Source organism: Bradyrhizobium sp. cf659, from assembly GCF_900113725.1.
In the GTDB taxonomy this organism is placed as follows: domain Bacteria; phylum Pseudomonadota; class Alphaproteobacteria; order Rhizobiales; family Xanthobacteraceae; genus Bradyrhizobium.
The window spans coordinates 290,614-310,237 of the sequence record NZ_FOQJ01000006.1 but is presented as its reverse complement, the minus strand read 5'-3'; the positions used below and the strand labels follow the sequence as shown (position 1 = coordinate 310,237).

At 59.4% G+C, this 19,624-nt stretch carries 13 protein-coding genes and 1 tRNA gene; 7 read left to right on the top strand and 7 right to left on the bottom strand.

Going from position 1 to position 19,624, the window contains the following annotated elements:
- The first annotated feature begins 147 nt into the window (after nucleotides 1-147).
- The 3 genes from BM118_RS25555 (at nucleotide 148) to BM118_RS25545 (ending at nucleotide 9,073) form a co-directional block, all read left to right on the top strand.
- A tRNA-Gln gene (locus BM118_RS25555) sits at nucleotides 148-222 on the top strand.
- Nucleotides 223-322: 100 nt separating this feature from the next.
- Entirely contained in the window at nucleotides 323-2,290 is a 1,968-nt protein-coding gene (locus BM118_RS25550; RefSeq protein WP_092188467.1) for a DUF6538 domain-containing protein, read from the top strand.
- 636 nt (nucleotides 2,291-2,926) lie between these two features.
- On the top strand, nucleotides 2,927-9,073 hold the full coding sequence (locus BM118_RS25545; RefSeq protein ID WP_092188465.1) for an HTH domain-containing protein: 6,147 nt from the start codon (nucleotides 2,927-2,929) through the stop codon (nucleotides 9,071-9,073).
- A gap of 254 nt (nucleotides 9,074-9,327) precedes the next feature.
- On the opposite strand, the gene BM118_RS25540 is transcribed toward BM118_RS25545, so the two are convergent.
- The 7 genes from BM118_RS25540 to BM118_RS25510 all read right to left on the bottom strand — a co-directional run bounded on the left by BM118_RS25540 (nucleotide 9,328) and on the right by BM118_RS25510 (nucleotide 15,663).
- Entirely contained in the window at nucleotides 9,328-10,602 is a 1,275-nt protein-coding gene (locus BM118_RS25540) for a DUF2130 domain-containing protein (protein ID WP_177234674.1), read from the bottom strand.
- Between the two features lie 140 nt (nucleotides 10,603-10,742).
- Complete coding sequence (locus BM118_RS41710) at nucleotides 10,743-12,317, bottom strand: AAA family ATPase (RefSeq protein ID WP_177234673.1); 1,575 nt, start codon at nucleotides 12,315-12,317, stop codon at nucleotides 10,743-10,745.
- The gene (locus BM118_RS25525; RefSeq protein ID WP_092188463.1) at nucleotides 12,314-12,796 is read right to left on the bottom strand and encodes a hypothetical protein; all 483 of its coding nucleotides are present in this window, start codon (nucleotides 12,794-12,796) and stop codon (nucleotides 12,314-12,316) included. The genes BM118_RS41710 and BM118_RS25525 overlap by 4 nt, the downstream gene beginning before the upstream one ends.
- 12 nt (nucleotides 12,797-12,808) lie before the next feature.
- Nucleotides 12,809-13,756 (bottom strand): GIY-YIG nuclease family protein, encoded by a 948-nt coding sequence (locus BM118_RS25520; RefSeq protein WP_177234672.1) that lies wholly within the window; start codon nucleotides 13,754-13,756, stop codon nucleotides 12,809-12,811.
- Nucleotides 13,757-13,961: 205 nt separating this feature from the next.
- On the bottom strand, nucleotides 13,962-14,117 hold the full coding sequence (locus BM118_RS41705; protein ID WP_177234671.1) for a hypothetical protein: 156 nt from the start codon (nucleotides 14,115-14,117) through the stop codon (nucleotides 13,962-13,964).
- Nucleotides 14,118-14,429: 312 nt separating this feature from the next.
- Complete coding sequence (locus BM118_RS25515) at nucleotides 14,430-14,717, bottom strand: ATP-binding cassette domain-containing protein (RefSeq protein ID WP_092188460.1); 288 nt, start codon at nucleotides 14,715-14,717, stop codon at nucleotides 14,430-14,432.
- 49 nt (nucleotides 14,718-14,766) lie between these two features.
- Complete coding sequence (locus tag BM118_RS25510) at nucleotides 14,767-15,663, bottom strand: LysR substrate-binding domain-containing protein (protein ID WP_092188458.1); 897 nt, start codon at nucleotides 15,661-15,663, stop codon at nucleotides 14,767-14,769.
- Nucleotides 15,664-15,771: 108 nt separating this feature from the next.
- Between BM118_RS25510 and BM118_RS25505 the strand changes: the two genes are divergently transcribed.
- The 4 genes from BM118_RS25505 (at nucleotide 15,772) to BM118_RS25490 (ending at nucleotide 19,614) form a co-directional block, all read left to right on the top strand.
- Nucleotides 15,772-16,521, top strand: coding sequence for an SDR family NAD(P)-dependent oxidoreductase (locus BM118_RS25505; protein ID WP_092188456.1), 750 nt, complete (start codon nucleotides 15,772-15,774; stop codon nucleotides 16,519-16,521).
- Nucleotides 16,522-16,544: 23 nt separating this feature from the next.
- A complete protein-coding gene (locus BM118_RS25500; protein WP_092188454.1) occupies nucleotides 16,545-17,396 on the top strand; it encodes a transketolase in 852 nt (283 codons plus the stop codon).
- The gene (locus BM118_RS25495) at nucleotides 17,393-18,403 is read left to right on the top strand and encodes a transketolase family protein (RefSeq protein ID WP_177234670.1); all 1,011 of its coding nucleotides are present in this window, start codon (nucleotides 17,393-17,395) and stop codon (nucleotides 18,401-18,403) included. Before BM118_RS25500 ends, BM118_RS25495 begins: the two co-directional genes overlap by 4 nt.
- Before the next feature lie 185 nt (nucleotides 18,404-18,588).
- Nucleotides 18,589-19,614 carry a TRAP transporter substrate-binding protein gene (locus BM118_RS25490; protein ID WP_177234685.1) on the top strand — a complete coding sequence of 342 codons (1,026 nt, stop codon included), beginning with the start codon at nucleotides 18,589-18,591 and terminating at the stop codon, nucleotides 19,612-19,614.
- Nucleotides 19,615-19,624: the final 10 nt, after the last annotated feature.

Below are 19,624 nucleotides of genomic sequence, written 5' to 3'. Positions count from 1 at the left end.
CGCGTAATTGGTGTGGCGAGACCGATCCCGGGCGCTGTGGTATTTTGCGCCTCCGGGCGGTTGAAATGCCGCGCCGCACCCTATAGACCGGCTGCGACCGAAGGGAATCTGCGGTAGCCAGTTCTTCCGCCGATCCCGGTCGCCTGTTGGGGCGTCGCCAAGCGGTAAGGCAGCGGATTTTGATTCCGCCATTCGGAGGTTCGATCCCTCCCGCCCCAGCCAGGTCGCCCGCTCCGCCTGAAATCACTCACGAAACCGGCCTGGCTGGGGAGCTGCTGCACAGCTCTGCGACACACTGCTGCTGCACAGGGTGTGTTTTGCAATGGCCGTCCACATCTTTCGTCGTGATGCCGTGTATTACTGGCGGCGCCGAGCACCGCGCGCGCTTGCCAATATCCTGGATCGCCCGCATCTTTTTCTGAGCCTCCGAACGACCAACCCCGTCGTGGCGCGTCGGATGGGGGCTCAGCTTGACTTGATCCTGGAAGATGCCGCGATGCTTGCCGAGAGTGCCGACCTGAACCTGTCACGGTCCCAAATTGAGACAATGCTCCGCGGCGTCGTCGATAAACATCTGACGAAGCTCGATCGGGTGGCGCACGCCGCCAAGAGCTCGGCCGGGTTCGATTTCGAGCGCGAACGGATGGCCGACAAGCGAGCCTTCTGGAGCTATGCCCTGCTCGATGCCCAGGGCGTGGCTGCCGTCGTACGCCCCGAGGATCGCGTCCGCATGGCTGCCGACGGACTGTCCGAATTCGATATTGAGGCCGTGCAACACCATCTGATGACGCTCCGGTTCCAGGATATCGTCCCGACCAATCAGCATATCCTCGGGCGGATGGTCGATGCGGTCGGCGCCAGGCCAACGGCGATGAATATTGACGTCGCGCAGGGGACGTACTTCCGCGGAATGAAGCTTGCTCTGGCCGAGGTCGATCGCCGCTACGGAGGCAGCCGGGTCGAGGATGAGGGCTTTGTGGATCGCATGCTCCTCGCCAGGAGCGATCCACCGAAGCCGATCTTGGGACCGGAGGCCGCCAGCCACGTCCGCCAAAGCGATCCACCGGCAACTGAGGATCGTTCAGCGCACTCCGTGCCCATGGCGCGTTTCTCGGAGTTCACAGAGCAACTCATCCTGCAGAATGCCAGAGACGCTCTTTGGGACGACAAGACCCAGCGGCAGGCGAGAAGCATTTCAAACTTGTTTGTCAAGTTCATGCTGCAGGACCAACACGTCGAGAGCATCGAGGCCCTGCGCCAACATCACATGGGGAAGTTCGTCGATTTCCTTCGGTCGGACATCTACCAGAACTACGGCAAATCGCCCAAGGATGAAGGCCGGACAATCGCCGAACTCCGAGCCATAGCGCAGGAACACCCGGTGGGCGAACGCGGGATCGCCGGCGACACGGTCAATCGTCATCTCACCTTCCTTGCTCAAATCTTCCGGCACGTGGCTGCCCGCGGATTTGACGCACTCGCCCAGATCAAACTCGTCGATCTTCGGTCAAAGGGTAAGAAGAAGCGTGCACGCGACGAGAGGGCGAAGCTACCGCTCGACAAGGCTGCGGCCATCTTCCAAGCGCCCCCCTTCAACAATTGCGCCGCTTGGGATCGCTTGAACGAACCGGGGCCGGATGGAATGCGCCAGCTTTTCCATTGTGCGCTCTATTTCGTGCCGATCCTCATCTACTACACCGGCTGCCGCCGCGAAGAACTGTGCGGGCTGATGGTGGATGACGTCATCCTCGATAACGGCTCAATTCCTTACCTCCACATTGCCAAGAACGAGCGGAGGCGGGTCAAGAACCCTCAGTCGCAGCGGAATATCCCGTTGCATAGTGAGGTGCTCCGGCTGAATTTCGTCGCCTACGTCAAGGCCATCAAAGTCCTCGGTTACAAGCTCCTCTTTCCCGACCTTTACTCCCCCTCCAGCCAATCCCCGTTGGGCGACCGATTTTACAAGGAGTTTAAACCCATTCTGGTGTCCGTCGGAGTGACCGAGAAGGGACTCGGCTCTCATGCGGTCCGTCACCTGTTCGGTTCCCAGCTCAAGAAGAGGTTGGTGGCTGAAGAGGATCGCGCCGACCTGCTCGGCCATGGCGGCGACAGCGAGACCAGCGAGCGCTATTGCGAGCCGCATGAAATCGCGACCCTCTTGAAGTTCGTGGAGAAGCTGCCAGTGGTGACTGCCCACTTGCAGCCTCAGGAAATCCAGCTGCTGCCGTGGGTTCTGAAGAAGGAGGTTGCGCCGTTTTCCCAGCCGTCGCGATCGAAGCACATGGCATGATAAGAGGGCGCCGAACGGCCTCAATCCAGAACTGATAAGGCTTCTAACAAAAGCTTATCAGTCTTGACCCCGAATAATGCGAGATCACGATAGCTTGTCAGGGGCAGGGAATCGAATCCCTTCCTCCAACCAGTTTTCATTTTCGCTTTGCCGGCGAAGGCCCCCGTTTAAGAGCCCGAGGTGGCTACTGTTGCGAGCCTGTAGCGGCTTGCCTCTTTCGCTAAGGCGCTCTCCTTATCGCCCGCCCTTAGCCGAATTGTTGTGCAATCGCACTTCGGTGACCTTGAGGGTAAAGTCCGTTTGCCGATATTGTCAGTTGTATAACGGGGATTCGACCATCGAACGCCCTGGGGAGACTTTAGGAGCAGAACTGAAAGTCGAGAAAACTTTAGCTGGCAATCCCGAGAAAAGCTCCACCAGGGACAAGGTGTGGAGACTAGGCGCGCAGTACCGACAGCGGACATCGCCAAGGTGAGGGGACAGTCCAGACCACGAACGCCGAATGGGCGGCGGCGAAAGCCGAAGTGGTAAGAAAATCCGTGGGGCCGCAAGGCCTGTGCCGGTTCGTGTCCGGCCGCCCGCACCAGTTTCGTAAAAAAATCGATTGAGGATGCGGTCAAGGAAGTTTGGCAGATTATGGCAGGAAGTACGCCGACCCACATCCCTATTCCCAAGAATCACGCGGACTTCGAGCGCAAAGCGGTTGTCCTATTCCGAGAGATCCTAAAGGACCCCTCGGTCAAGCGCCTCGGGCGCGATGGGCAGGAACAATTTGGCGTGGACCTGATCGGTTACCGCGACGAAAAAGTCAGCAAGATCGTCGGCATTCAGTGCAAGAAAAAAGCTCCGACCAGCACACTGACTGCAGATGAAGTCCGCGCCGAGGTAAAGAAGGCTCTCAAGTATTCGCCGCAGCTAAAAGAATACATCATCATTACAACGGCCAAGAACGATACAGCGCTGGATCAGCTTGCCCAGAAACTCACGCTTGATCAGGCCAAGAAGAAGCGGAACATCCGAATTGAGGTTTGGGGCTGGGGAACACTGGAAGAGCTGATTGACGAATATCCCAGTGCTCGGCAGGCATTCGATCCCGGTTGGAGCCCCTCACTCCAATCATTCCAAACACAACTCAATAAAGTAACCCAGGCTCAAAAGGGCCAACCGACCGCCGCTCAGGTTCAAGGCATCGCAGACCAAATTCAGCAGCAAACATCTGTTCAAGCTTACGCCCTGCCGCCTGATTTCGCGGAAAGCCAACTCAAGGTCGAGCTGGAACGCGCAAATAAGAGGCGCGGGTTTGGTGAGACCAAGATCGCGCAGGAGTTTGGCGAGATAGCCGCTCGCGTCACCGCTGGAAATCTAGTAGCGGCGCCCATCGCCCTCCGCGCAGACGCGCTAGAGCGTGCAGCAAGGGCAAATCTGGCACCCGAGACTATCGACAACGCCAAGCGTTTCCATGCTGAGGCGCTAAGGCTCGGTGTGCGTGACACGTCGCTTTATCACGCCCTGTTGCCGGATGCGGAAGGCAATGGCGACGAAACTCTAAAACGGCTGAGCAAACTCGACCGGCCTGAGGCACGCGCCGCACGCTTCAATGTAATCGCTCGCCGTCAAGGCGCCGCAGAAGCGCTCTCATGGATGCGCCTCGAAGGTTACAGCATTCGCGATCTCGGGGCCGCAGGTTCAATCAATCTGTTGTTGCGCCGCGCGGAGGAAGGCGACCATCAGACAGCGCTCACCGAGGCGGAAGCTCTATCAGCGGACTGGCTAGAGGATTTTCCAGCACTCAGAACCATTCGGGCAAATCTTTTGCTCGCAGCCGTCCTTCCTAGTGATCAGCGAGGGGTCCTGTTCCAAGGCCTACCGATTAACCCACGGATGCTGCAGTTTGCGAGTATCCCTCAAACGCAAACGAACATTGCCAAAGCACGCGCTGAGCTTGAAGCCGCGCGATCAAGCATAAGGCCACTGAATTTAACACTCTACGGCCCATACCTCGATGAGCAGATCTTGTGGCTGCGCCTCGAAGATTTGTCGACCGTCCAGGATGCAAAAAGGCAGATTGAAGAAGAAATCAAAGATCCTGACAAGACGCTGCGCAGGGTGCGACTAGCCCTCGCCTATAAAATCCCTTTCAATCGCGACGCTCTGCAGCGCTCATTGACTGCGAAGCATGAGCTTGGCCAGGCCACCGCTGATGACCAGTACACCTTATTTCTACTGGCTTGGTTCAGCCAAGACGTCAAAAAATTGGCGGAATACTTCGACAAGCATCATGCTGAGGTATTTTCACGCCAAGATCTCTCCCTAGAGATCCTCGCGCATATTGAAGCCGAAGCTTTAACTCGCGTTGGCCGGTTTGAAGATGCTAAGGCACGAGTTAAAGAACATCGCAAGAAGGTTCTAAGCGAGCAAGCGGCCACTACCATAGGGGCGCTGATTGCTTCCGTTGAGGAAGGCAACGAGACCGAGCGCGTTCGCAATCTGTATGAGACCGACAAGGAACTCACGCATCTGCGACTGCTGGTGCTCAGCCTGTTCCGTGACAAGAATTTCGCAGAACTCACCAAGTATGCGCCCATACTTGTCAAGGAAGATAAGCGGGAGGAGGACTACGACCTCGCTCAGAAAGCCTTTTACGCTGAACGACAATATAAGGAGATCATCGAGCTGTCCGACCAATACCCGGAGCTTCATGCCAGAAAGGATGAATTTGCTTCGGTCAAAGGATGGGCTCTTTTTCATCTCGGTCGAGTACTGGAAGCACGCACTATTGCCCGTGAGCTCGTCGGCAAGCGTCACGAATCGAACGACCGAGAGCTGGATATTAACACGGCTATGGAGACGGGAGATTGGGGGCATATCCAGTCGATCGTTGCGCGTGAGGTATCGCGCATTTCACAACTTGACCCAGTATCGCTTATAAGGCTCGCGCGCCTGGCCTTTGAATGTGGCAGCCCCTACGTCGACCAGTTTAGGGATGCAGCCATCGCTGCTGCACCCGACAAACCCGAACCTTACCTTGCCGCATACCAACTTTCCGTCGATCGGGGCGAGGAATACCAAGAATCACGCGCGCACGAGTGGTTTCAAAAAGCCGTTGAACTCTCTGGACCAACGGGCCCGATTCAACACGTCAAGCTTCAAGAGATCGTCAACCGAACGCCCGGGTGGAACGAGAGAGTTGAGAACGCGAACGACCTTCTAGCTCAAGCCCAGATCCCCCTCAATGTGGCCGCCCGCGTCGTCAACCGCCAACCCATAGAGCTGTATGTTGGTGTCGCTAAACGAAATCAAGGAACAACAAATCCAAAACAGCAATTTCCCGTACTGGCCTTCTCAGGGGCAAGAGGTCCCAATGATCTCGACGGCCTGCGCAGGGTCGCTCTCGATATCACGGCACTCTACACGCTCGACTATTTGGGCTTACTCGGAAAAGTAATCGGCGCATTCGATCAAGTCCGCATTGCGCCATCTACCCTAAGCTCTCTTTTCATCGACAGACAATTCATTCGCTTCCGTCAGCCGTCCGAGGTCGCCAAAGCTCGGTATATAAAGGACCTGATTGCGAAGAAGCGGCTGAAAATCATCAAATCAGAACGGATGAGCGTTGCCGAGACAGTTTCCCTCGACATCGATCCAGACCTGCATCAGCTGCTAAACACCGCGCGGGAAAACAAGGCCATAGTCGTCCGCAGCGCTCCAGTCTTCAAGCTTCGCTCACTTCTCGAAGAGAAAGTCGACATGAGCGCCTTTTCCGACTGCATCACGGACACTCTGGAGGTCCTGCGCTTTCTCAAAGGTAGGCTCACGAACGCTGTCGCGGAAGGAGCGAACGCCTATCTAGCGCATGTTGATCAGGGCTGGCCATTCAAGTCGAAGCGAATAACCAAGCGATCCGTTTTGTATTTGGACCAACTCTCGGTCGTGTACCTTCACCATGTCGGCTTGCTCGACACACTTACCCAAGAAATCAGGAATGTATTCATTCACGAGGAAGTCGAAAGCCACTGCGATTCAATAATCCAAAGCGCCGAGGCCTCCGCCGGCCTCTTATCCACCGTGGAGCGCATTCGCTCGACACTCAACGCAGCGATTGAATCACAGTCAGGGCTAAGCTTCACCGCTCGACGGCAACTGCCTAGCGCGGCGGGCGACGAGGAACAAAATGTTGGAGAGAAACTTCCCTCTGTAGACATCATGTCAGACCTTTCTGAGGTAGACGCCGTTGTTTGCGATGACCGCTACCTTATCCATGAGGGGCGCTGGTCTGATGGGAAGCGAGCCGTACCGTGCGTTACAACCCTCGACCTGATATGCGCACTCAACAGTCGAGGAAAGCTGCCTGAGCCGCAGATCTACGAACACCATCATCGGCTGCGGGCGGCGGGATATCACCCCGTGCCATTCAATCGCGAAGAGCTGAAGCACGAGCTGGCTAGGGCGGAGATTGAGAGCGACCATCTGGTGGAGACACCAGAGCTGACCGCTATACGCCGCAGCCTTACAATCGCGTATGAAAATCATGCGTTTGTTGACACGGAGGCCCCGTGGTTAAATCACTCGCGCCAAGTGATCTTCCAGGTTCTTCGTGATATCTGGAGTGAGCGACGATTTTCTGCGGGGACCATTGCCCGCGCCAACTGGCTCCTAGCTCTCCTTCCAAATCCTCTCACCTGGGTACGCCAGCCCGCGGACGAGCGAGCATGGAGCGCAGCAACACAGATTGCCACAAGCCAGCTGGCGATGCTCGTCACGAGCCCATTCTCACGAGTGGAGCAGGAGCGGCGTTACGGAACTTGGGTCGAGGAGCGATTACTGAAGCACTGCCGTTCAGCGCAACCCGCCTTGTATCGTTCGTCCATCAAATACATCGCCAAGTTCCTAAGAGACCTTGTCGAAACGAAGGACGCCTATCCGATCGATGCCAGGCGAGCAGTGGTAAGGAGACTGGTTCTCACTGCTCATCCCGACACTAAGAAGGATCTTCTCGATCTTCCCGGATTTGCAGCTGCAGTTGGCATTCCGCTGAGAACAGCATTGACGTTAAACGGTATCAAAGAGGTCGAGCTGACGAGCTTCGTCAGGTGCATAAGGAATGCATTAGCGAAGAAACGCTCCGCGCAATTGAACCTCGCAGACGGATCACGTGCCACAGTCAAGACTTCCATCGACCGCACCGGCATACCGGTGGTAATCCTTGACGGTCTGAACATGAGATTTCCTGAAGGCAGCGTTCTCAGTACGTTTCAAAGCAAGCGAACAGCCACGTTGGCGCGGATGCTTAAGAACCATCCCTTGCTCCGCGATGAGGAGAAGGCCTGGCAGAAACTCCTAAGAACTGGCCCACTCAAGGAGGAAGAGTTCGTCAAATTAACGGAAGCCACACGAGAGACGCCCGAGGCCTTTGTTGCATCACTCTCGAAACCGCAGAACCTAAATGGGGACAATATGGTCCCGCGTGACCGGCTTTACTTTGAACGTCTGGTCGGACCAATCCGCAGCAGCAGCACCCTTTCCGAGCATGCACGAGACCAGCATGCCTCTTTCCGTAGCTTCATGTTGGGCAAAGGAGATGTCGGGTTGCGGCGGCTCGCCTATGGATGTCTATCGGACGACGTAATGCCGTTGAGCGAGATGCCCCGCATATCGCTGGCCCAGACTGAGTTGCTGCTTGCTGCATTTGACCCATTTTCTTTGCTGTTCGGCTTTGAAATCTGTGTGGAGAGATATCGCGCCGGCGACGAGGCTGCATTGGCGATGGGACGGCGCTTCTTGGAAAGGCTATTTAAAGACCCCTCTTGGCTTGGTCAGCGATGTGAGATGTTCTCGGCGTGCGCTGTCATAACAAGCACTCGTTTGAGGTCCCTCGCAAATGAGCTTAACGCACCTCTCTACTGGTTTCGCTTGGCTGTTCTTGCCCACGCCGGTGTGCTTACGAATGCACTGTCCAATATTAAAGATACAACGAAGTTCTTGGAATGGGCGGTAGAGGCATTTAGTGGTGCCTACACATGGCAAGCCGTCCCCGATCTGCGAGAAGAGCCTCGCTGGGATTCAGAGTGGATTGGCCCGGATTCGATTAGGGCCGAGATAGTTGGTCGATGCCTTAGAGCGCTTGGCCGGTTCGGCAAGAGAAAGGCGCCTGTCTCTTGGACAAAGCCTATCGAAACCGCGCTCAACCAAATCGATCCAAAAATGTCGGCGATTTTTCCTGGCCCGCTTGATGGATTTCGGCCAGCTTCATCAACCCAGCGCAGAGAAGCGGACATCCAAACGGTTCAGGAACTTCTCAAAAAGCGCGATTCGTTCAAGCAAGCCCCAGGTCTTTTGATTATCGCATACGCAGGCGGGATCGATATCAGCCATATTGATGAAATGATGCGGCTGTTAGAAGGGTCGAACGAGGAGCTTGCCTCGCCTCAGTCCGCCCGATTGATACTCACGTGCTGCGCTTACGTCGCCACCACGACGAGAAGTGCGACGCTCGCGGACGCGGTCATCACGCGATGCCTGCGCTTGGTGACCAGCAATTCTAAGTCCAAGCAGATACTTCCGCTGATGTTATGCGCCATGAGGGCGTGCGCCGCCCACGAAGATCTCACCGCCTATTATCGCGAGATCGGCAAGGTGGCTACGAGGTTCGCCTATGCCACAGCAGAGAGCGAGGCCCTCGATGTCCGAACCGTCATGGAAGCTCTGTGCGAACGCGATCCCAGGATGGTAGCCGCCTTGGGCCGGGCGATGCTGCTGCTCGTAGGTAGCTCGTTAGCGGCGTGAAGCAAGCAGCACTCAAGAGCGCAGTGCTGCCTCATCGAGACCGGTCCTGCCACGCTCACGAATGGTCCCGGAGACCTCCGCCATTTGTGCGCGCAGTTCCCAGCCGTAGGCAAAACAGTGACAAGCGTAAAAACGTAGCCGGGCTGCAGACCGGGAGGTGTGGTCGCAAGCAGAGTATTTGGCGACAAGGCCAGTTGACCGACTGATAAGGTTTGATCGCTCAGTACTCAAATACAACTGAGATGAGCTCCAATCTACTCGGCTGCCTCGCCCTTGGCTTCGATCATAAGCAAATCAAGGCTCTCGATCTCCTGCATTGCCCGACCGGCGATACCCTGAAGGTCGCCGTAGAGGCCGGCGGTGGAATCGAGCACGCCTCGAAGCTGCTCCTCGCGCTTGGCCCATAGCCGCATCATCGTCTTGCGTTCGCGGTCGAGGTCGGCCTGCATGTCGGTGAATTTCTCGACGATCGCGTCGATGCGGTGGCGGAAGCGGGGGCCCGTCAGGTAGGAATACACCATCTCCATTTTGGTCTGCTGGCCTTCCTGGGCCTGCCTACTGCCGGCGAGATCGATCAGCCCATGCCGGAGCACGATCGCCAGGGGGACGGCAAACCGGGGCTCTGCCACCCAGACGTTGTCGACGAGACCGAAGGTCTCGACGTCCTTTGGCAGGACGCTGGAGACAATGAGGGCGACCTCCGCTTTGGCGGCGCGCTGGTCGCTCCTAAGCTTGGTCAGCCAGTCGTCGCTCCAGCGTTTGGTTCGCTTTGATTCCCAGAGGATCGTGCCGCAAGTCTGCCCACCAGGACCGGAGACGCGATGCAAAACATCGCCTCCAAAGTCGCCTTTCGGGACCGGCTCAATGAGGTCGCGCGGAAAATGGTTACGGAGCAGAGATTCCAGTTCGAGCTCGAGGGCTTCGCCTTGCAGCTGTTGGGAACCCTGTTCGGCCCGGCGGCGGAGCTCTTCGATCTGCCGGTTCATGCCGGCGATCTGGGCCTCCTTCTCGGCGACCTTTGCCTTGAACGAGTCCTCGGCATCAAGCTTCGCCTTGTCGCGCACGGCAGCAAGCGCCTCCTGGACCTTGGTCTCGACCGTGAGCTCGACTTCCCGCCTGGCGTCGTCGAGCTCGCGTTCCTTGCGAAGCATGTCCGCCTGGATCTTCTGGGCTGCAGCCAACTTCTCGCCATTGGTCGTGAGCATCTGCTGCAGATCGGCCAACTGCTGGTCGCGGGTGCTGAGCTCGTCGGCGACCGCCAGACGCGCTCTCTTGGCTTCCGCTTCAGCGATGTTCGCCCGCTCCGCTTTCAGCTTGGCCGCCACCTGCTCGTCGACCGCCTCGCGAGCTTTCGCGATTTCCTCTCTTGCCTGTTTGAGGAGCGCTTCGCGCCGGCCAAAGTCTTCCTCCTTCGCCGCAAGCTGTTGGTCGAACTTGCGGCGCGTCTCGGCGATGAGGGGAGCGGCAAGCGATTCGGTCAGCTTGATTTCGGTTCGGCAGTTGGGGCAGACGATCTGGGGATCGGTCATGGCATCGGTTCTCTGAGAATTGACCGGGATAGTACCCGGTGCGTGTGCGCCACTTAAGCCTTGCGGGCGGGTTATCCCGCGCAAATGCGGCGGTCGAGGCAATAGCGGCCGTGGTCGTCCTGAGCCGTGTTCCTCCATGATCAGTTCCTCGACGCGTGGACGTCGCGTTCGCGCAGGACCGCTTCGACAACGCGACGCAGGCGGCGGACCGATCCGCCGGGCCAGTGCTTCGCAACGGCCTCGCGCTCCACGCCATCGAGGGGCGTCACCCAGCTTTGGTCGAGGCCGCGCTCTTTTGCGAGGTCAGCGATCACAGCCGGCAGCAATGCGTCCAGATCTTTCGCGGTCGGCTTGGGAAAAGTCACTATACGGAAGCGGTCACGGATTGGGCTCGGCAGTGGATCAAGCCGATTGGCCGTCGCGATATACGACACCTTCGAGAGGTCGAGATTGGTCTGCAACGCAGGGTCCGGATAGCGGCAATTCGTTTCCACCTCAAGAAAACCGAGCAAGCAATCCCACAGTCGACCGTAGTCGGATCGGGTTGCGGCCTTCTCGACCTCGTCGATGAGCACAAGCGGGTTGGCGATGCGCCCTTGCGCGACAGCCAGAAACGGATGGCACGGCTCGGCCGAGTACCAGCGCCGGTCCGTCCCTCCGAACATAGCGCCGTCGGAACGGCTGGCGTCGGTCCGCCAAACGTGCAGACCCAACACCTCACCGAGCCGGCGCGCGAACCGGCTCTTACCACCTCCTGCGTCACCCACCACAAGGAGTGGGCGCACGTGCACGGTGGTTCGCCCGACGAGATCCGCAAGCGCGAAGTCAATCACGTCCATGGCATAGGGGAATTCGAACATCAATGCATTGCGCGCCTCGTGCAATGGCGGCGTTTGCACGAGAGGCAAGGCGGCATTGATGACGTTCTTCAACGGACCGATGATTTCCTTGAGCTTCGGGCTCTTCATTTCCGTTTCGGACAGACGCGCGACCACGAGATGGTGTTCGGGAACGGTGTCTACGGCCGCCTCGGTCTGTTGCTCGGCGGTCGTGGCCCTGTCCTCGTCCTTCTCTGTATTCCTCCGCTCTTCCGCTTCCTTCCACTTGCGTCGAATTTCAGCCTTGGCTGCGATGAGGCGATGCTCCGCCATGCGATATCCAAGCCTCTCGGCGTTCGAAGCTGCTGAGACCATCTCCGGCAGAACGTGGGTGCAAGCCGGCAGCGCAGCCCAACCGTAGGTGAACGCTTCGAGGTCGCTGCAGAGCTCCTCGTCGGCGTGCCGGACACCTACCTGCAGCGCCTGCACGAGGGCTTTGCCGACCCTGCGGTGTAGCTCGAAGTATTCGTCGGTGGACGGTGTCGGCAAGCTCACAAGCCGGATGCTATCGGCAATACCTCTAAGCACCGGTTCGTTCTTGGCGGCAGCGAGGCGGTCAAGTTCATTCGCGAGTGCCAATGCGGCCTCGAGCGATCTGCCAGTGGCCCATGCAAGGTTATGTGGCAACTGTGGGCAGAGTTCGTCGACTTCCGCGATGAGCCGCTCCTTGATATGATCGGCCTCGTCGATGATGAGCTTTGCGTAGCGCAGAAGCCGTGGCAGACCTTTGAGACGCTCGTCCCAATCGCCCGAATCGGCCGCTGCACCGGTTGAGGCCGCGTCTTCCGGCGCAGGCAGATCGAAGTCGTCGTTATCACCGCGGTTATTTGTGCTCACGTGCCGCTCTCCTCTTGGCGCAAGAAGCCCGAGAGTGCAGCTTCTGCCTGAGCAAACCGATGTGGATCACGCGCGTCACGAAAGTGGTGTGCGAGCCATGATGTGGCGAGTTCAGCGGCGAAGGGATGGTCGAGCTCAGCGCGTCCAATCACGTGCGACAGCACAAGTGCGGCCGCAGCGTCGTTGTTGAGGGCGGAGCGGAGCAGGGCAGTCATCGCGATGTCGATCGACAGTGACACCTCACGTATTGGCACGAGCGAGAGCGCTGCGGCGATCGCAGCCGCAGGATCACCCCGCAAAGCAGCTGCGACTTGTTCGCCACCATGGATCACGGCGATTCTTTCCAGAGCGTTCCGCACCAGGAGGTGCTCGGCATCGCGGAAATGATGCATTGGCAGCATCCGCCACCATGCCAAAGGCGGACCGTCTTCAGCGCAGAAGGGCCAAGCGTCGTCGCTCGAATTGATCAAAACAGGCATCTGAGCGCTCCCCTACTTCGCAATGATGATCGGTTGGGGGAAGCGCCGCCGGACCCAGACCCGGGCCGCGGCGTGAGCGCCGGTGACCACCTTGGCAGCGATGGCGGGGGAAGGAAACCATACGGCGACTAGTAGCCGCTCCCGATTGGCAATGCCCGGTATAGGCACGAGGGCTTTCTGGTTTCTCAGTTCGTCGCGACGTGTCTTAACGATTTCATGGGCGCTCCCGTTGACTGGAGTTCGCATTTCAGCGCCCGGCATGACGACAAAGCCGCCGTCGGCGGTCGGGTAGCCGCGAGCCCACAGACCCACGTAATTCAGCTCAAGCTCGCTTCCGGCAGGCGGGGTGGCGACGACGTCAATTCGGATCGGGTCGTTATCATGAGGGCCGATAGGATCGTCCTCCAGGTCAGTCGGCGAAGCGACACGGCACAGGCTATCGAAGTTCGAGTCGAGCGCCAGGCAGCCCGCGTCGAACAGCTGCTGACGCGCGTGCTCAAGGAGCCACTGCAATTCGCCGCGCTCGTCCTCCCCCACCACTGGCATTTGCGGTGTGCGGTCATTGGCGATGTTCACGAACCCGGCCGTGCGCGCGATCTCCCACAGGTGGTATTGCAAATAGATGGCGGGACCCTTGTTCGACCACGGTTCCGGATAGCCTGTCACGATGTATGCGATGCGAGCGAACGCCTTTGTCGGGTCTGAGAGATGCTTGCTGATGCGAGTGCTTGCGTTGGAGGTTTCGCCGAAATAGGCCGTGTCATGGCTCATCAACACGTACGCGGCGGGGCCCGCGGCCAGCGCCGCGATATGAGCGGCTTGGGCCAAAGGGATGGCGCAAACCGCAACACGGCTTGCGGCATCTCGCACTAGGCGCGGGCCGGCGATACCTCCGAGCGGTCGATAGACTTTTGTCGTGCACGGCGCCCGAGGCGAGAGCAGTTCGGTAGTGAATGACATAATAGATACCCCTTTTTTAGCAGGGGTCGCGGGTCGACGTCGTGAGCTGAGCGATCGATGGCGAGCCGGCTAATGAGCCGGACACGACCGAAGCCAAAGGCGCCGTTAGCATGCATGGGCTTCGCCGAATGCAAGAGCACAGCGCAAGTTGGGTCGCTCTCTGGCGCCTGTTGGCGCTTCACGAGGCCAAACCTGCGACCGTTTCCTAGGCCGCGGTCATGAACTTGGTCGCGGACGACGGCGGCGTGCCGGCTTCCAGAACGCGCGCGCGTTTCGCGGAAGTCGAGGCGGGGCGGTCTTGGCGCAGGATGTGGGGCTGGGGTAAACGTGCCGAATCGGCGATATACTGACAATTAGCCATGGTCGACTCTCCTTTAGTCGGTTGTGGTTAGGCTGTCGTTCGGTGTTCCAGACCGGACGGCAGCCGCATTGGTCGCTTCGCGTGATCCGTGAAGCTGAAACAAATATGCCTCTAGGCCAGCCGCTTTGCCAGCCGGACCGCTCAAAGATGGTTAATGCAGCGGTCTGCCGTGGGCTCCCAGCGCGCGATCACCTGAATTCGGCTTTCCCATTCAAGTGCGGCCTGTCCACATCGCAAGTGGCATGCGGCAGGTGGCGTGCGCCTCAAGTGCAGCGGGCGAGCGGCGAACTGACGAAAAGCTGGACAACTGCCCTACGCGACCGTTCGGAGAAAACATTGCAACCGGGGATGCGCGGAGTTGTTGATCTGGTCCGCCGGTTTGCCTCGCTCGACCACTGCCCCGCGTTCCATGAACCAGACCTCGTCGGCCACCTCGCGGGCGAAGCCCATTTCATGGGTCAGGCAGATCGTGGCCATGCCATTGGTCGCAAGCTGCTGGATCGCAGCCAGCACCTCGCCGACTATTTCAGGATCGAGTGCCGAGGTCGGCTGGACCCGCGTGGAAGACCTGTGTTTGGCAGTAACGGCAGCGCGGCGCATAGCGGACGCTCCTCGTTTGGTTGCGATGATCATCGACCAGCACTGTGGCTCACTGCGAGGAGCGGATGTCACCGCCGCCGAGTTGGGCCACGACCCAATCCGCAAAAGCTCGCACCGACGATCGTTGTCGGCTTGCGCGCGGGTAGATCAATCGGTGACCGATGTAGCGGATATCGTTGGCGCGTCCCGCCAATGGAGCCACCAATCGCCCGCTCGCTAGTTCGCGTTCGGCCAGAAGCGTTGATTCCAACGCCACGCCCAAACCTTCGGCAGCCGTCGCGATTGCAAGAAAGCTGCGGTCGAATCTCATGCCGTGGAGTGCAGGTGCTTCCAATCCGTTGGCTGTGAACCATTGGTGCCACTGAACCTGCTTCACATCGGAGCGGATCAGCGTCTGATCGAGAAGGTCGGCAGGCTTCCTGATCGATTTTGCGAGCGCAGGGGAGCAGAGGGGAGTGACCGTCTCCTCCGGGAGAGGGACAATTTCGACGCCCTCCGCGCGTGGCGGGCCGTAAACGATATCGATATCGAAATCGTCGTTGCTGAAGCGCGCATAGTCCGTGCTGGCGGCCAATCGAACTTCGAGCTTCGGATAAGCCGCGAGAAACTGTGCGAGCCGCGGTGCCAGCCATTGCGCAGCAAAACTGGGCGCTGAGTGGACGCGCACCAGTTGAGGTCCGCGCGCGGCGACTTCCTCAAGACCGCGGCGGAGCTGATCGAACGCCGCGCCGGTGTGACGCATCAGGTTTTCGCCGGCCGGCGTGAGCCGCACGGAGCGCGCGCTGCGTTCGAACAAGACGGTCCGAAGCGTGCCCTCCAGCTTGCGGATGGCATGACTGACTGCACTTGGTGTCAGGTGAAGCTCATTCGCCGCATCGCGAAATGATCCAGTGCGGGCGGCCGCTTCAAAAGCGCGAATTGCCGATATGGGGATATTCGACAGCATCCCATAAGTGAACCAGATTCATCGATCCGTGACAACTGCGCGCTTGTCCGTTCACCGTCGGAGGGTCATTCCTAAGCGCCAAGAAAGAACAATTTACGGGAGGAACTGATGCTGCTCAGCGGTAAGACGGCGATCATTTCGGGCGCGGCCTCGCCGCGCGGGATCGGGCTTGCCACCGCCCGGCGGTTCGCGGCCGAGGGAGCTCGGGTCGCCATTCTCGATATTGACGCCGGCGCTGCGGCGGATGCTGCGGCATCGCTTGGAAAGTCCCACATTGGGCTTCACTGCAACGTCGCCGACAAATTGTCCTGCGAACAGGCAGTTGCCCGCGTGGTCGAAGCGTTCGGGGGCATCGACATCCTGATCAACAATGCCGGCATCACCCAGCCCGTGAAATTCCTCGACATATCTCCGGCCGATTGGGATCGCATTCAGGACGTCAATCTCAAGGGCGTTCTGTTCCTCTCCCAGGCCGTGATCCCGCATATGCGCGCACGGAAGTCTGGATCGATCGCGTGCATGTCGTCGGTCTCGGCCCAGCGCGGCGGTGGAATTTTTGGCGGCCCGCACTATTCGGCGGCGAAGGCCGGCGTGCTTGGTCTCGCGAAGGCGATGGCCCGTGAGTTCGGCCCCGACGGCATCCGCGTCAACTGCGTCACGCCCGGCCTGATCGGCACCGACATCACGGCAGGAAAGCTGACCGATGAGATGAGAGCGAAGATCCTGGAAGGCATTCCGCTCAATCGTCTCGGCACGGCGGACGACGTCGCCGGTATATACACTTTCCTGGCATCGGATCTGTCCGCCTACGTGACAGGCGCCGTGATCGACGTCAACGGCGGCATGCTCATCCACTGAGCCAGCGAGACAGGGTCCGAACCATGGAAACGTCGACCAACACACTTACCAACTCGCCAAAGCTGGCGGACCGCGCCTACAACGTTCGCCGCAATGCGCTGCGCATGGGTGAAGTCCAGGGCCAGGGCTATATCGCTCAGGCGCTCGACATCTCCGACGTCCTCGCCGTCGCCTATTTCCATGCGATGCGCTACCGGCCTGAAGATCCGTCCTGGGAAGAGCGAGACCGTTTTCTCCTCTCCAACGGGCATTATGCCATCGCGCTCTACGCAGCCTTGATCGAGGCGGGGATCATCCCCGAGGAAGAGCTCGAAACCTATGGCAGCGACGAGAGCCGCCTGCCGATGTCGGGCATGGCTTCTTACACGCCCGGGATGGAAATGTCCGGCGGTTCGCTCGGGCTTGGGCTCAGCATCGCTGTCGGCATGGGCCTAGGGCTCAAGCGCAAGAAATCCGAGGCGCGGGTGTACACCTTGTTCTCTGACGGCGAGCTTGATGAAGGCTCCGTCTGGGAAGCCATCCAGTCGGCAGGCCACTACCAGCTCGACAATCTGATCGGCATCGTCGACGTCAACAACCAGCAGGCGGACGGCCCGTCGACGCAAGTCATGGCGTTCGAGCCGCTGGTCGAAAAGCTTCAGGCCTTCGGCTGGTTCGTGCAGCGCATCGACGGCAACGATCTCGATGCCGTGGTTGCCGCCTTCGACGCGGCCAATTCCCATCCCGAGCCCAAGCCGCGGATGATCGTCGCCGACACGTTGATGGGGAAGGGTGTTCCCTTCCTCGAGCAGCGCGAGAAGAGCCATTTCATCCGCGTCGAGCAGCACGAATGGCAGCTCGCGCTTGCCGCACTGGAAGCTGGGAGGCAGGCATGAAGACCGTCAGATCAGCACCTCAGCCGGGCAAGCCGCGCCTGACCACCTCAGCCATGATTGCCTCGATCGCGTCTGAGGGACAGAGGACCAAACCTGCGCCCTTCGGACACGCGCTCGTCGAACTCGCGCGCCGCCGCCCTGAGGTGGTCGGCATGACGGCCGATCTCGGCAAATACACCGACCTGCACATCTTCGCGAAGGAATTCCCGGACCGATATTACCAGATGGGCATGGCCGAGCAGCTTCTGTTCGGCGCCGCCTCAGGCCTTGCCGCCGAAGGCTTCATGCCCTTCGCGACCACTTACGCCGTGTTCGCGTCGCGGCGGGCCTATGACTTCATACACCAGACGATCGCGGAGGAAGACCGCAACGTGAAGATCGTCTGCGCATTACCAGGCCTGACCTCGGGCTACGGCCCAAGCCATCAGGCCGCGGAAGACCTCGCGCTGTTTCGCGCGATGCCAAACATGACGGTCATCGATCCCTGCGATGCCCACGAAATCGAGCAGCTGGTGCCCGCGATTGCGGCGCATCAGGGGCCGGTCTACATGCGCCTGCTGCGCGGACAGGTTCCGGTCGTGCTGGACGAATATGATTACAAATTCGAGTTCGGCAGGGCCAAGCTGATCCGTGACGGGAAGGACGCCCTCGTCATCTCATCCGGCATCATGACAATGCGTGCGCTAGAGGCCGCGCAAATCTTGAAGGACGACAGCATCAATATCGCGGTGCTGCATGTTCCAACCATCAAGCCGCTCGACGCCGACATGATCTTGCGTGAGGCCGGCAAGTCCGGCCGCCTTGTCGTCGTTGCCGAGAACCACACAACGATTGGTGGTCTTGGCGAGGCGGTTGCCGCACTTCTGATGCGTTCAGGCGTCCATCCGCCTTTCCGCCAAATTGCATTGCCGGACGAATTTCTTGACGCCGGCGCACTTCCGACCTTGCACGACCGCTACGGGATTTCCACTGCAGAGGTCGCAAGGCAGATCAAGCAGTGGCTTTAGTCTACGGGCGTTAAGCGCCAACCAAGCCAAGCCTTGCGAAGAGCTACGCCCGCCGCTTGTTGCGGCGGCGAGCGATGGCTCATGCCCAATTGCCGGCGGTCGAGAGCCGGAGGGCGAAGAGTCCGAACACCCGCATGCCGGCGATGAAGCGGGCAGCAAATTCAAAGCAGGATCTGGAGGATAACATGACTGTCTCGAAGCCCGGAAGCATTAGCCGCCGTTCGTTGTTGATGGCTGCCACGGCCGTACCTCTCTGCGGAATTCTGACCCGTCCGGCGTCCGCCGCCGAGTTCGTCTACAAGTTCGCGACAGGGCAGGACCCGACCCATCCGGTGAATATCCGGGCGCAGGAAGCGATCGACCGCATCCGCGAGGCGACAAGCGGCCGGCTCGAGATCAGGCTGTTTCCGGCCAACCAGCTCGGCTCTGACACCGAGCTTCTGACCCAGGTCCGCAGTGGCGGCGTCGAATTCTTCAATCAATCGTCCTCGATCCTTGCCACTCTGGTGCCCAGCGCAGGCATCGTGAACACAGGCTTCGCGTTCGCCGACTACGACAGCGTATGGAAGGCGATGGACGGTGACCTTGGCACCTATATCCGGGCGCAGATTGCCACGACGCCGATCATGGCGGTTTCGAAAGCCTGGGACAACGGCTTCCGTCAGGTGACTTCGTCCGGCCGCGAGGTGCGGACGCCGGAAGATCTCAAGAATTTCCAGATCCGTGTTCCGCCCGCGCCGCTTTTGACCTCACTCTTCAAGGCGCTCGGAGCCGGGCCGACGCCGATCAACTTCAACGAGGTCTATTCGGCGTTGCAGACCAAAGTCGTCGACGGTCAAGAGAATCCGCTGCCCATTATTGGGACCGCGCGTCTCTATGAGGTGCAGAGCACGTGCAGCCTGACCGGGCACGTCTGGGACGGCTACTGGGTCCTGGGGAACAAGCGCGCCTTCGAGCGCCTTCCGAAGGACGTGCAGGAGATCGTGACTCGCGAGCTCGACCGCTCTGCCATCGACCAGCGTGCCGACATCGCAAAGCTCAGCCAGTCGCTGCGCACCGATCTCTCCGCCAAGGGACTCAAATTTATCGACGTCGATCGTGCCGCGTTCCGCCAGGCGCTGTCCAAGACCAGTTTCTACGCAGACTGGAAAGGCAAGTTCGGCGAGGAGGCATGGTCGCAGCTCGAAAAAGTCGCGGGCCAACTGTCATGACCAGCGTGAG

Coding starts and splice junctions, on each gene's coding strand:
- BM118_RS25510 (WP_092188458.1), bottom strand. CDS start 15,663: ATGCTGTCGAATATCCCCATATCGGCAATTCGCGCTTTTGAAGCGGCC.
- BM118_RS25545 (WP_092188465.1), top strand. CDS start 2,927: ATGGCAGGAAGTACGCCGACCCACATCCCTATTCCCAAGAATCACGCG.
- BM118_RS25525 (WP_092188463.1), bottom strand. CDS start 12,796: ATGCCTGTTTTGATCAATTCGAGCGACGACGCTTGGCCCTTCTGCGCT.
- BM118_RS25540 (WP_177234674.1), bottom strand. CDS start 10,602: ATGACCGATCCCCAGATCGTCTGCCCCAACTGCCGAACCGAAATCAAG.
- BM118_RS41705 (WP_177234671.1), bottom strand. CDS start 14,117: ATGGCTAATTGTCAGTATATCGCCGATTCGGCACGTTTACCCCAGCCC.
- BM118_RS25520 (WP_177234672.1), bottom strand. CDS start 13,756: ATGTCATTCACTACCGAACTGCTCTCGCCTCGGGCGCCGTGCACGACA.
- BM118_RS25505 (WP_092188456.1), top strand. CDS start 15,772: ATGCTGCTCAGCGGTAAGACGGCGATCATTTCGGGCGCGGCCTCGCCG.
- BM118_RS25550 (WP_092188467.1), top strand. CDS start 323: ATGGCCGTCCACATCTTTCGTCGTGATGCCGTGTATTACTGGCGGCGC.
- BM118_RS25490 (WP_177234685.1), top strand. CDS start 18,589: ATGACTGTCTCGAAGCCCGGAAGCATTAGCCGCCGTTCGTTGTTGATG.
- BM118_RS25515 (WP_092188460.1), bottom strand. CDS start 14,717: ATGCGCCGCGCTGCCGTTACTGCCAAACACAGGTCTTCCACGCGGGTC.
- BM118_RS25495 (WP_177234670.1), top strand. CDS start 17,393: ATGAAGACCGTCAGATCAGCACCTCAGCCGGGCAAGCCGCGCCTGACC.
- BM118_RS25500 (WP_092188454.1), top strand. CDS start 16,545: ATGGAAACGTCGACCAACACACTTACCAACTCGCCAAAGCTGGCGGAC.